The sequence below is a fragment of the Rathayibacter sp. AY1E8 genome (assembly GCF_002931415.1).
GTDB lineage: Bacteria > Actinomycetota > Actinomycetes > Actinomycetales > Microbacteriaceae > Rathayibacter.
The window spans coordinates 1-12,747 of sequence record NZ_PSVI01000025.1 but is presented as its reverse complement, the minus strand read 5'-3'; the positions used below and the strand labels follow the sequence as shown (position 1 = coordinate 12,747).

Below are 12,747 nucleotides of genomic sequence, written 5' to 3'. Positions count from 1 at the left end.
GCGGGGTCACGCCCGTCCGGTCACAGGACCTCTCGCAGCACTTCCAGCGCCCGCTCGCGGTCGCCGACCCCGCCGCCCTCGTGCCCGCTGTACGGCCACACGTCGATCGACGTCTCGCCGCCCGAGACGTTGTGGGAGGCGAAGACCGTCGAGGGCGGGCAGATCGGGTCCATCAGGCCGACCGAGCGGTGCACCCGGCAGCGCAGGCGCCGCGAGAAGTGGACGCCGTCGACGTAGGAGAGGGTCCGCTCGACGGCGTCGAGGTCCTCGGGGCGGGTCGCCAGGTAGCGGGCGATCTCCACGTAGGGAGCCTCGTTCGTGACGGTCGTCGCGCGCAGGACGTCGGAGAGGAAGGGCACCAGGGCGATCGCCGCGCGCACCCGGGGGCGCAGCGCCGCCGCGGCGGTCGCGAGCGCTCCGCCCTGGCTGCCGCCGAAGACCGACACGCGGTCCGGGTCCAGCCCGGGGAGCGCCTCCACCGCGTCGACGGCGAGCGCCGCGTCCGCGATCAGGCGCCGGTAGTAGTACGTCTCGGGCGACTCGATGCCGCGGGTCGTGACCCCGGGGTACGCGGGTCCGCTGCCGTGGGGGTCGGGGGTGGCTCCGGAGCGGGCGAGGCGGCCGGCTCCCTGGCCTCGCGCGTCGACGACCAGGTGCGCGTACCCGGCGGAGGCGATCCAGAGGTGCTCGATCGGCCGGCCCCGTCCGCTGCCGTACCCGGGGTACTCGATCACCACGGGGAGCGGGGCGCCCGGGTCGACCGCGGGGGTCACCAGCCAGGCGGCGATCGGCTCGCCCGCGAAGCCGGGGAACCGCACGTCCCGCACCCGCACCAGCGGGAGGCCCGCGTCGACCGGCGCGGCGCTCACGGCGGAGCCGCCCTCCCACCCGAGCGCGAGGGTGGCCCGCCAGAAGGCGTCGAAGTCGTCGGGCTCCGCGACCTCTGCACGGAACTCGCGGAGGGCGGCGAGGGGGCGATCCGTGAACACCGGGTCAGCCTTTCAGACCGGAGTGCGCGAGCCCTTCCACGAACTGCCGCTGAGCGAGGAGGAACACGGCCAGCACGGGCACGACCGTCATCGTCGCCGCGGCGAGCTGCACGTCCCACATCTCCCCGCCGTAGGCGTCGGTGAAGCGGGTGAGCGCCTGGGGCAGGGTGAAGAGCTCGGGCGAGGTCAGGTAGACCGTCGGCTCGAGGTACATGTTCCAGGACCCGAGGAAGGTCAGGATCGCGACGGCCGACAGCGCGGGCTTGGACAGCGGCAGGAAGATGCGCCGCCAGATCCCGAAGCGGCCGAGGCCGTCCAGGCGCGCGGCCTCCTCGAGCTCGCCGGGCATCGCGATGAAGTACTGCCGCATGATGAACGTGCCCAGCACCGCCGGCGCTCCGACCATCGGCACCAGCAGCAGCGGCACGTGGGTGTCGATGAAGCCGAGCTGCCGGAAGATCTGGAACAGCGGGATGATCGTCACCTCCGTCGGCACCAGCAGGCCGGTCAGGACGACGAGGAACACCGCGTTGCGGCCTGGGAACGGGATCCGGGCGAAGGCGTAGCCGGCCAGGCTCGACACCAGCAGCGTGACCACGGTGACCGTGACCGCGATGTAGAGGCTGTTCCAGTACTGGAGCGCGAACGGCTGGAACCGGAACGCCTCGGCGTAGCCCGCCAGGCTCGGCGAGTCCGGCAGCAGGGTCGGCGGGTTCGAGAAGATCTCGTTCACCGGCTTGAACGACGAGGCGATCATCCAGAACGTCGGCACCGCGAACGGCAGCACGAGCAGGATCAGCGTCACGACGAGCAGGGCGGTCATGAGCGGGCTGCGGCCGCGGCGGCGCTTGACGGGCGGCTCCGGGACGGCTTCGAGGCGTGGCGTGAGCGGGGTCCCCTGCTCGACGACGGCGTCAGTTCTCATAGAAGACCCATTTCCTGCGCAGCTGCCACTGCACGACCGTGAGGATCAGGACGAAGAGGAGCAGCATCAGCGAGAGCGTCGCGCCGTAGCCGATGTCGCTGAACTCGAAGGCCTGTTGGAACACGTAGTAGACGAGCACTGTCGTCGACAGCTCCGGCCCGCCCTCGGTCAGGACGGCGACCTGCGCGAACGCCTGCAGCGAGCCGACGATCGTGAGGATGCCGGTGAGGAGCAGGGTGGGCGAGATGAGCGGGAGCGTGATCCGGAAGAAGATCGCGCGGGGGCTCGCGCCGTCCAGGCGGGCCGCCTCGTAGAGGTCGCCCGGCACCCCCTGCAGCGCGGCGAGGAAGAGCACCATGTTGACGCCGACGCTGCGGATGACCTGCGTGACGATGACGCTCGCCATCGCGGTGGGTCCCTCCTGGAGCCAGTTCGGCCCGTCGAGGCCGACCAGCGAGAGCAGGCCGTTGATCGCGCCGTTGTCCTGGAGGAGGAAGCCCCAGACGAGGGTCCAGGCGACCACCGAGATGACGACGGGCGAGAAGAAGAGCGTGCGGAACAGGGCGCCGCCCGGGATCCTCCGGTTGAGCAGCACGGCCAGGCCCAGCCCGAGGGCGAGGTTCAGGACGACCACTCCCCCGGAGAAGACCGCGGTCGTGCCGAGCACCGCGCCGATGCTCGGGTCGTTGATCGCCCGCTCGTAGTTCTCGCCGCCCACGAAGGTCATGGAGCCGGTGAAGACGTTCCACTCGTTGAGGCTGAACCAGACCGCGAGCCCGACGGGCAGCAGCACGAACACGATCACACCGAGCAGCTGGGGCGCGATGAAGAGCCAGCCGGCGAGCGCGTCGCGGCGCCGGAGGTTCCAGTAGGCGCCGGCGGGAGCGGATCGGCGGCTGTCCGTCGAGGTCGCGGTCACGGGATCACTTCCCCTGGAGGACGGGCGCGATGGCGTCGCAGACGCCTCCGAGCACCTCGGCGACGTCGGCGTCGGCCGACCACATGCGGTCCAGCGCCGTCTTGCCGACCGAGGTGATCTCGGCAGGGCTCGTCACCGGAGGGGTGGCGGACACGTCGGCCAGCTCGTCGACCACGACGCGGTCGAGCTGCTCGGCGCTGAGGCGGGTGTTGACCTTCGCCAGCTCCTCACCGGACAGCAGCGACTCGCGGGGCGGCGGGAAGAACTGCGCGAGCTTGGCGGAGTTCTCCGGGTTGGTCATGAACGAGAGGAAGCCGGTCGCCTCCTCCACGTGGTCGCCGCCTGCGAGCGCGGCCATGCCGGCCTGGCCGATGTTGCCGTACTCGCCGGCGGGGCCGACGGGCAGCGGGTAGATCTCGAACGGGAACGAGCCGTCGAGCAGGCTCGCCCGCGAGACCTGCGCGGTCGTGAACGCGGCGTCGCCGGCGAAGAAGTCCGCCGTCACGCCGGGTCCGGGGGTCGCGCCGCTGACGTAGACCGAGTCGTGGAAGAACTGGAACGCCTCCACCATCTCGGGCGAGTCCATCGTGCACTGGGTCCCGTCGTCGCTCCACGGCTGGGCTCCCCAGCCCGCCCAGAGGTTCGCGAGGCTCAGCCAGCCCGAGAAGTCGAAGTCGCGGATGATGTAGCCGGCCTTGCCGGTCGACTCGTTGACGGCCGCGCCGATGCGGTCGACGTCCTCCCAGCTGAGCGTCGCGGGGTCGACGGTCTGCCCGGCCTGCGCGATGAGGTCCTGATTCACGTACAGCGCGAACGGCGAGTTGGAGAACGGGTACGCGTAGAGCTCGCCGTCCTGGCTGAACGACTGCGCCACGCTGGGCAGGATGTCGTCGTACTCGTAGCCCTCGGTCCCCTCGAAGGTCTCGGTCAGCGGAGCGAGTGCTCCGGCGTCGATCAGATCCTTCGCGATGTCGCCCACCCAGGCGAGGTCGGGGGCGTTGCCGCCCGCGGCCTGCGTGGTCAGGGTCGAGTTGTAGTCCGCGAACGGGAGGGACTCGAAGGTCACGGACTCGGTCTCGGGGTGGTCGGCGATGTACTCGTCGGCCATCGAGTCGAACAGGGCGAGCTGCTTCTCGTCGGAGGTCCAGACGGACATCCTCAGAGCGACGGGTGCTGAGTCGTCCCCGCCGCCGGCGGCGCCGCAGCCCGAGAGGGCGGCGATCACTCCGACTGCGGCGAGCGAGGCCATCAGCTTCTTCGCTGGTCTCATCGTCTCTCTTTCTCCAATGGTCTTCTCGGTGTTCCCGGTCAGTACCCGACGACGTCGGGCCAGTGGGTCTCTACGCCGCGCGACTCGAGCCTCGCCTGCAGGCGGGCGACGAGGGCGGGGTCGGCGGCGATCTCGTGGGGCGACAGGTCCTCGGCGAGGGCGAGGGCCGCCAGCTCGCCGACGGCCTCGCCGATGTTCCACTCCACGGGGTGGAGGCGGTACGCGCCGTTGGTGATGTGCGTCGTCCCGATGTTCTTGCCCCCGGGCAGCAGGTTCGTCGGGGTGCGCGGCACGAGGGCGCCGAGCGGGATCTCGAACGGCGAGCACTCCACGTCGAGGTAGTTGTCGCCTCCGGTGGTCGGGTGCAGGTCGATCCGGTACATGCCCACGCCGACGGAGTCGTCGAAGCGCGCAGGGCTCCCCGTCCCGCGGGCGGCGACGGACACGTCCTGCTCGCGCACGGTGGTGAGCGCGCGGATCCGGCGGGACTCGCGGATGTAGGGGGCCTGCGCGAGGCCGTCGGCGGTGCCCATCACGTCGCCGCGGAGCCGGAGCCCGGGCCAGCCGCGGCCGCCGTCGGGCCGGGGCGCCTCGGTCTGGAGCCAGTAGAAGTACGACAGCGAGAGCGCGCGGGCGCCGGCGAGGTGCTTCTCCGGCTCCGGCACGTCGAGGATCGAGCTGTCGAGGTAGTCGAGCATCGGCCAGTTCGCGAGCACGATGTCGCTGTCGAGCGCGCCCGGTCGGAGGGTCTCGGTCGCGAGGATCCGGCGGAACATCCAGAGGTCGGTGTCCCCGCCCTGCGCGCGCTGGTCCGCGGTGCGGGTGTCGCCCACGGCGTTCACGTGCATCGTGCGGGTCTCGGGGCGCAGCGTCCTCGGGTTCGGCGCGGTGAAGGAGAGGAGCTTCCCGCCCCAGAACGGCACCTCGTACTCGTGCCAGTAGTCGTAGTCGGCCGGGCGTTCGATGGTGTGGTCGCCGTCCGCGCTGTCGAAGCCGAAGCACCAGGTGACGGCCTGCACGTTCATCGGGTCGGCGACGGCGGGAGCGCTGGGCTCGCCGTGCTCGTCGCGCGACTCGGAGCCCGTGACGTAGTCGACCTCCGTGAGGGGGAGCAGCTCCCCCGTCTCGGTCGCGTCGACCACGTACCGTCCGGAGACGGCGAGCTCCTCGCCCGAGACCGGGTCGCGCAGCAGGACGCGCTCGATCCGGCCCGGGCCGCCGTCGACGGCGAAGGGGACGACGCCGGTGACGACGCGGATCGCTCCGCTCGAGCGGTAGGGGGCGAGCATCTCGTCGAGCACGGCGACGGCGACGCGGGGCTCGGCGCAGAGCCTGCTCACGAGTCCGCGGCCGGGGTTCAGGCGGTCGTCGCGCATCGCCTCGGCGGTGAGGGGGTAGTTGCGGCGGTAGTAGCCGCGGATGCCGTCCCGGAGGCGCCGGTAGTCGGCGGTGACGCCGAACTGCTCGACCCAGGTGTGCTCGTCCGGCGGGACGCCCTGCGAGGTGAGCTGGCCGCCCAGCCACGGGTACTGCTCGGTCAGCACGACCGAGAGGCCGTTGCGGGCGAGGGCGATCGCCGCCGCCACTCCTCCGAGGCCGCCGCCGATCACGGCGACATCTGCTTGCATCGGGGTCACGCGTCCGCCTCGTCCTCGTCGACAGTCTGGGTTATCGGCCTACTACCCTTGGCTAATACGTATTGCCGATTGATTAGACCGTAACGCACGAGTGTCCGGTTGGCAACGGTCTCCGCCGTTCCGAGCGACGCCGCGGCGACCCGCGGGCGTCCTCAGCCGGAAGCGGGCCGGATGTCAGGGCTCGGTGGCATGCTCGACCCCGAGCGCGGCCGGCGGGCGGCGGCGCGGAGCGGAGCAGCATGATCGGGTTGGATCTCACCGGGCGCACGGCCCTCGTCACGGGGTCGGGGCAGGGCATCGGGCTGGCCATCGCGACGACGCTCGCGGAGGCGGGCGCCGAGGTGATCGTCAACGCCCGCTCCGAGCGGTCGATCCGCCGGGCGATCGAGGCCGTCGGCGCGGCGGTGCCGGAGGCGCGGGTGCGCGGAGTCGCGGCCGACGTGTCGACGGAGAAGGGCACGGCCTCCCTCCTGCGCGCGGCCGCGGAGGTGGACGTGCTCGTCAACAACCTCGGGATCTTCGGCTCCGCCGATGCGCTCTCCATCGACGACGACGAGTGGCGCCGCTACTTCGAGGTCAACGTGCTCACCGGCGTGCGCCTCACCCGTGCCTACCTCCCGGGGATGATGGAGCGCGAGTGGGGCCGCGTCCTCTACATCGGCAGCGACTCCGCCGTCGTCACGCCCGCCGAGATGATCCACTACGGAGTGTCGAAGACCGCGCTGCTGGGCGTCTCGCGAGGCTTCGCCAAGGCCGCCGCCGGCACCGGGGTGACGGTGAACAGCGTGCTCGCCGGGCCGACCCACACGGGCGGCGTCGAGGACTTCGTCTACGAGCTGGTCGACCGCGAGCTCCCGTGGGAGGAGGCGCAGCGCGAGTTCATGCGCCTGCACCGGCCGCAGTCTCTGCTGAAGCGCCTCATCGAGCCGGAGGAGATCGCCCACATGGTGGCGTACCTCGCCTCCCCGCTCGCCTCGGCCACCACGGGCGCCGCCGTGCGCGTCGACGGCGGCTACATCGACTCGATCGTGCCGTAGCGCGCGCTCCCGGGGCTTCCCGGGGCGCCCGTCAGTGCGGAGGGGCGACCGAGCCGCCGGGGCGCCACGGGCCGCCGATGCGCTCCTGGAGGAGCGGCGCCGCCGGGTCGGCGAGGCGGGCGAGCAGCGCCTCCACTCCGCGGCGGCCGAGCTCGCGGCCGGGCGCGACGAGCAGGTCGAGCGCCGGGTCGGCCAGGTCGGCGACGTCGGGGTCGGAGGCGAGCAGGACGATCGAGAGGTCCTCGGGCACGCGCAGCCCGCGGTGCCGCACCTCGTGCGCGAACCCGACGGCGGCGCCCCCGTTGACGATCACCACGGCGGTCGCGGAGGCGGGGTCGAACGAGCGGGCGAGGGTGCGGCCACCGGCGGGCGACTCCTCGCAGCGCAGCAGCACGCCCTCGACGCCGCGGGCCGCGCAGGCGAGCGCGAACGCCTCCTGGGTGCGCGCGTAGGGGCCGAAGTCGGCCGCGGCGTCGCGGTCCGGGCCGAGCACGAGCGCCACCCGCGCGTGCCCCAGGCCGGCGAGCCGGCCGAGCGCCTCCTCGACCATGCCCTCGAAGTCGATGTCGACCCAGTCGAGGGCGGACGGGTCGCGGGTGCGCCCGATGAGGGCGAAGGGCGTGCCGGAGTCCCGAAGGACCGGCACGCGCTCGTCCTCGCTGGTGACCTGCATCAGCACGACGCCGTCGATCAGGCCGTCGGCGCGCAGGTCCGCGAGGCGGTCGGAGCCGCCGACCGTCGGCCACAGGACGATCGAGTGGTCCTGCTCCGCCGCGGCCTCGGCGGCTCCGAGCAGGAACGAGGTGGCGGTGTTGAGCGGCCGGCTCGACACGAGCGGATAGACGACCGCGACGATCCCCGAGCGGCGCCGCGCGAGGGCGCGGGCCAGGGCGTGCGGCCGGAAGCCGAGCTCGTGCATCGCCGCCCGCACCCGCTCGCGGGTCTCGGGCGAGACGGGCTTGGTGTCGTTGACCACGAACGAGACCGTCGCGATCGAGACCCCCGCGAGGCGCGCGACATCTCTCATCGTGGCCACCGCGCCTCCTCCGCTCGCGCCGCCCGGCCGTGGTTGACGCGGGGCGGACGTCTCCCGCATCCTAGGAGACGCGGCCGGTAAAGCGGTTAACCCCGTGTCGGGCCGCCCACTGCCGCACCGTCTCCACCGTCGAAGAAGGAACACCGTGACCACACCCTCCTCCCCCGTCCGCGTCCTCGTCTGGGGCGAGAACCGCCATGAGCAGATCGAGGAGAAGGTCCGCGCGATCTACCCCGACGGCATGCACAGCACGATCGCCGACGGCATCCGCGAGAACCTCGGCGAGCGCGCCTCCGTCTCCACCACCACGCTCGACGAGCCCGAGCACGGCCTCACCGAGGACGTCCTCGACGCCACCGACGTGCTCGTCTGGTGGGGCCACATGGCCCACGGCGACGTCTCCGACGAGATCGTCGAGCGCGTCCAGCGCCACGTCCTCTCGGGCATGGGCCTCGTCGTCCTGCACTCCGGCCACTGGTCGAAGATCTTCGGCAAGCTCATGGGCACCACCTGCACGCTGCGCTGGCGCTCGGAGCAGGACCGCGAGCTGGTCTGGACCGTCGACCCCACGCACCCCATCGCCCAGGGGATCCCGCACCCCTTCCTGATCCCGCAGCAGGAGATGTACGGCGAGTTCTTCGACGTGCCGGCGCCCGACGAGCTCGTGTTCCTCTCGACCTTCTCGGGCGGCGAGGTCTTCCGCTCCGGCATGACCTGGAAGCGCGGCCACGGGCGCATCTTCTTCTTCTCCCCCGGCGACCAGGACTACCCCGTCTACCACCAGGCCGAGGTGCGCCGCGTGATCGCGAACGGCGTCGAGTGGGTGCGCTCCTCGCGCCCCGAGCGCCGCCTCCCGGTGCTGCAGCGCTACGAGACCGAGGACTTCCACAACGGCCAGGACTACGAGGGAGCGCTCGTCCGATGACGGTCCGCCTCGTCCAGGTCGGCGCCGGCGCGATGGGCCGCGCCTGGATCCGCACCATCCGCGACTCCCCGGACGCCGAGCTCGTCGGCCTGGTCGACCTCGACGTCGACCTCGCCACGGCTGCCGCGGAGGAGGAGGGGGTCGGCCCGGTCGCGGTCGGCACCTCCGTCGCCGAGGTCGCCGCGCGCTCCGGCGCCGACGCCGTGGTCAACGTGACCGTGCCGCGGGCGCACCTGCCCGTCAGCTCGGAGGCGCTGTTCGCCGGGCTGCCCGTGCTCTCCGAGAAGCCGATCGCGCCGACCATCGCCGAGGCGCTGGTGCTCGCGGCGACGGCCGAGGCCTCGAGCCGGCTCCTGATGACCAGCCAGTCGCGCCGCTACTACGCGGCGATCACCGCCTTCCGCGAGCAGATCGCCGGGCTCGGGCAGCTGGGCACCGCCTCCGTGCACTTCGCGAAGGCGCCCCGCTTCGGCGGCTTCCGCGACGAGATGGACCACGTGCTCCTGGTCGACATGGCGATCCACGCCTTCGACGCGGCGCGGTACCTGCTCGACAGCGACCCGGTCGCGGTCTACTGCGAGGAGTACAACCCGGGCTGGAGCTGGTACGCCGACGGAGCCGCGGCGAGCGCCGTGTTCGAGTTCGCCGGCGGAGTGCGCTTCAGCTACACCGGCAGCTGGTGCGCCGACGGTCTCGAGACCTCGTGGAACGGCGACTGGCGCGTGAACGGGGCCGGCGGCACCGCGCACTGGGACGGCGACGGCGCTCCGGAGTGGCAGTCGCGCGAGTCGGAGGCGGTGCGGACCGCCACGCTCGAGCCCGTGCCCGAGGAGATCGCGGGCTCGCTCGCGGAGTTCGTGCGGGTGCTGGGCTCGGGGGCGGTCCCCTCGGGCGAGGTGCACTCGAACGTGCGGAGCCTCGCGATGGTGGAGGCGGCGGTCCGCTCCTCCGAGACGGGTGCGCGGGTGCGGCTCGACGACGTGCTGGAGGAGGGGTACGCGGAGGCGCTGACGCTAGCGCGCGACGAGCGCGTCCGCGCGGCCCTCGGCTCCTGGGGCTCGGCCGCGGAGGGCCTCGCGCGCTGACCACGCCGCCTGGCGGATCTCGAGGCGTCCGTGCCGGCGGACTGCGGCACGCGGCGTCTCGAGACCCCGCCCGGTCGCGGCTCCGCCACCGCGCGTTCGCCGGGCGGACACCTGCGGGCGGCGGCGCGTTCACCGGGGGCGGCCAGCGTGGGCGGGTTCCTTCGAAGCCGCTCAGGAGACCCGTGTCCTCTCGTCATACCCGCACCCGCACCGCCGCCCTCGCCCTCACCGTCACCCTCGCCGGCTGCACCCTCGGAGCCGCGGCCCTGCCCGCCTCCGCCGCGGGCGACTCCTTCTTCACCCGTATCGCCACGGTGCCGGCCTACCTCAACGCGGCCGACCCGTCCGCCGACTCCGCCGTCGCCGAGATCTCGAGCGCGTCGCCCGACGGCCGCCTGGTCTACTCGACGGACTCCGCCGGGCAGCGCATCGACGTCCTCGACATCTCGGACCCCGACGCCCCCGAGCCGCGCGGCGGCGTCGGCGTGGGCGGCGAGCCGACGTCGGTCTACGCGACCGGCGAGTACGTCCTCGCGGTGGTCGACACGAGCGACGGCGACTTCGCGAACCCCTCCGGCCACGTCAGCGTGCTGCACGCCGACGACCTCGCGCCCGTCGCGAGCATCGAGCTCGGCGGCCAGCCCGACTCCATCGACGTCACCACCGACGGCTCGACCGCGGTCATCGCGATCGAGAACCAGCGCGACGAGGACCTCGCCCCCGAGGGCGGCGAGGAGGGCGACCTCCCGCAGGCGCCCGCCGGGGAGCTCGTGGTGATGGACCTCGCGGGCGACCCCTCCGCCTGGGTGCCGGAGCACGTCGACCTCACCGGTCTCGCCGGCCTCGACACCCCGTCGGACCCGGAGCCCGAGTACGTCTCGATCAACCCGGCCGACACGGCCGTCGCCGTGACGCTGCAGGAGAACAACGCCGTCGCGATCGTCGACCTGGCCACCCGCTCCGTCACCGCCTCGTACACCGCGGGCACCGCCTCCGTCAGCGGCATCGACACGCTCGACGACGACTCGATCTCGCTGACCGGCTCGATCACCGACGTCCCGCGCGAGCCCGACGCGATCGGCTGGGTCGGCGACGACCACGTCGCGATCGCGAACGAGGGCGACTGGAAGGGCGGCACGCGCGGCTGGTCGATCCTCGACGCCGCGACCGGGGCCGTGCAGTGGGACGCCGGGAACTCGTTCGACCACCTCGCGGTGCGCCTCGGGCTCTACCCGGACAAGCGCTCCGACGCGAAGGGCTCCGAGCCCGAGGGCCTGCTCTCGGCCACCTTCGACGGCGTCCCCTACGTGTTCGTCGGCGCCGAGCGGGCCAACTTCGTGGCCGTCTACGACGTGTCGGAGCCGACCGCGCCGCGCTTCGTGCAGGCGCTGCCGTCGACGCCCGGCCCGGAGGGGCTGCTCGCCCTGCCCGAGCGCGACCTGCTGGTCGTCTCGAGCGAGACCGACGACGCCGAGGCCGCCGTCCGCGCGAGCGTGCAGCTCTACGCGCTCGGCGCCTCCGCCCCCGCGTTCCCGACCGTGCTGTCGGCCGACGTCGACGGATCGCCGCTGCCCTGGGGCGCGCTCTCGGGCCTCTCGACCGATCCGGCGGCGCCCGACCGCCTGTACGCGGTGAGCGACAGCGCCTACGCGCCGAGCACACTCCACTCGATCGACACCTCCGTCTCGCCGGCGCTGCTCGACACGACCCTCACGGTGACCGAGGGCGGCGAGCCCGCCGCTCTGGATCTGGAGGGGATCGCCGCCCGCGTCGACGGCGGCTTCTGGGCCGTGACGGAGGGCGGGACAGGCGACGGCAACGCGCTCCTGCGACTCGACGCGGACGCCGCGGTGACCGAGCGGATCGCCCTGCCCGCGGAGCTCGCCTCAGCGCTGGGCAAGCAGGGCTTCGAGGGCGTGACCGTCGAGGACGGCGCCGCCGGTGAGATCGTCTGGACGGCGCTGCAGCGCGAGGCCTCGATCGACGCCGACGGAGTGGTCCGGATCGGGCGCTACGACGTCGCCGCCGACAGCTGGAGCTTCTTCGGCTACCCGCTGGAGGCCGTGTCCGGGGCGGACGGCGACTGGAACGGGCTCTCGGAGATCACGCTGACCCCCGCGGGCACGCTCGCGGTGATCGAGCGCGACAAGCTCAACGGGCCGGACGCCGCGCTGAAGGCCGTGTACACGGTGCCGCTGCCGACGGAGGCGGGCGCGGCGATCGGCGAGACGCTGCCGATGCTCGAGAAGACCCTCGCGGTCGACGTGCTGCCCGCGCTGCAGGCCGGGAACGGCTGGACCCAGGAGAAGCTCGAGGGTCTCGGGATCACCGGCTCCGGCGAGGTGTTCGCGGTGACCGACAACGACGGCGTGGACGACGCGAACGGCGAGACGGTGCTCGCGTCGCTCGGCTCCGCGGAGTCCGTGTTCGGGGCGGGGACGGTGCCGACTCCGGGACCGACTGTCGAGCCGACGGTGGCGCCGACGGCTGAGCCGACCACGGCGCCGACCGCGCAGCCCACCGCGCCGCCCACGGCCGAGCCGACCCGCACGCCGGCTCCCGCTCCGGCCGGCGCCGTTCCTCCGCGGACCGGCTCGGGACTCGCGAGCACCGGCGTCGAGACGGGCTGGACCGCCGCGGCGGCCCTCGCCCTGCTCGCCGGCGGAGCGCTCGCGCTCGGAGTGACGCGCCGCCGCCGCGACGCGCGCTGACGGACGCCGACGGCCCGGGGGAGAGTGTCCTCCGGGCCGTCGGCGTTCCCGCCGCGAGCGGGGCGGGTGGGGCGAGTGGTCGGGTGTCAGCTTCCGGTGTCAGCTTCCGGTGGGGGCGTCCTCGGTGTCGGGAGAGGTGCTCTCGGAGGGCGCCTGCGGGGCGCCGGCCGGAGCGGGAGCCGGCGTGCGGGTCGGCTCGGCCGTGGGCGGCGC

General features: G+C 73.1%; 10 protein-coding genes. 4 read left to right on the top strand and 6 right to left on the bottom strand.

The window, feature by feature from the left end:
- Window positions 1-20 precede the first annotated feature (20 nt).
- Genes C5C74_RS09165 through C5C74_RS09145 form a run of 5 tightly spaced genes read right to left on the bottom strand, consistent with a single transcriptional unit; the run spans window position 21 to window position 5,731 of the window.
- Entirely contained in the window at window positions 21-989 is a 969-nt protein-coding gene (locus tag C5C74_RS09165) for an acetylxylan esterase (RefSeq protein WP_104224313.1), read from the bottom strand.
- Between the two features lie 4 nt (window positions 990-993).
- A complete protein-coding gene (locus tag C5C74_RS09160; RefSeq protein WP_244229554.1) occupies window positions 994-1,914 on the bottom strand; it encodes a carbohydrate ABC transporter permease in 921 nt (306 codons plus the stop codon).
- On the bottom strand, window positions 1,904-2,833 hold the full coding sequence (locus C5C74_RS09155) for a carbohydrate ABC transporter permease (protein WP_104224314.1): 930 nt from the start codon (window positions 2,831-2,833) through the stop codon (window positions 1,904-1,906). The genes C5C74_RS09160 and C5C74_RS09155 overlap by 11 nt, the downstream gene beginning before the upstream one ends.
- 4 nt (window positions 2,834-2,837) lie before the next feature.
- The gene (locus C5C74_RS09150; RefSeq protein ID WP_104351381.1) at window positions 2,838-4,103 is read right to left on the bottom strand and encodes a sugar ABC transporter substrate-binding protein; all 1,266 of its coding nucleotides are present in this window, start codon (window positions 4,101-4,103) and stop codon (window positions 2,838-2,840) included.
- Window positions 4,104-4,141: 38 nt separating this feature from the next.
- A complete protein-coding gene (locus C5C74_RS09145) occupies window positions 4,142-5,731 on the bottom strand; it encodes an FAD-dependent oxidoreductase (protein WP_104351405.1) in 1,590 nt (529 codons plus the stop codon).
- Between the two features lie 251 nt (window positions 5,732-5,982).
- On the opposite strand from C5C74_RS09145, the gene C5C74_RS09140 reads away from it, so the two are divergent.
- Entirely contained in the window at window positions 5,983-6,777 is a 795-nt protein-coding gene (locus tag C5C74_RS09140) for an SDR family NAD(P)-dependent oxidoreductase (protein WP_104224325.1), read from the top strand.
- 31 nt (window positions 6,778-6,808) lie between these two features.
- Here the strand turns inward: C5C74_RS09140 and C5C74_RS09135 are convergent, their stop codons facing one another.
- Window positions 6,809-7,804, bottom strand: a complete 996-nt coding sequence (locus tag C5C74_RS09135; protein ID WP_258063345.1) for a LacI family DNA-binding transcriptional regulator — start codon at window positions 7,802-7,804, stop codon at window positions 6,809-6,811.
- 154 nt (window positions 7,805-7,958) lie between these two features.
- On the opposite strand from C5C74_RS09135, the gene C5C74_RS09130 reads away from it, so the two are divergent.
- From C5C74_RS09130 to C5C74_RS09120, 3 genes are all read left to right on the top strand, one after another.
- Window positions 7,959-8,738, top strand: a complete 780-nt coding sequence (locus tag C5C74_RS09130; RefSeq protein WP_104324580.1) for a ThuA domain-containing protein — start codon at window positions 7,959-7,961, stop codon at window positions 8,736-8,738.
- Window positions 8,735-9,823, top strand: a complete 1,089-nt coding sequence (locus C5C74_RS09125) for a Gfo/Idh/MocA family protein (RefSeq protein WP_104351380.1) — start codon at window positions 8,735-8,737, stop codon at window positions 9,821-9,823. The genes C5C74_RS09130 and C5C74_RS09125 overlap by 4 nt, the downstream gene beginning before the upstream one ends.
- A 182-nt stretch (window positions 9,824-10,005) precedes the next feature.
- Complete coding sequence (locus C5C74_RS09120; RefSeq protein WP_181134678.1) at window positions 10,006-12,534, top strand: esterase-like activity of phytase family protein; 2,529 nt, start codon at window positions 10,006-10,008, stop codon at window positions 12,532-12,534.
- Window positions 12,535-12,747: the final 213 nt, after the last annotated feature.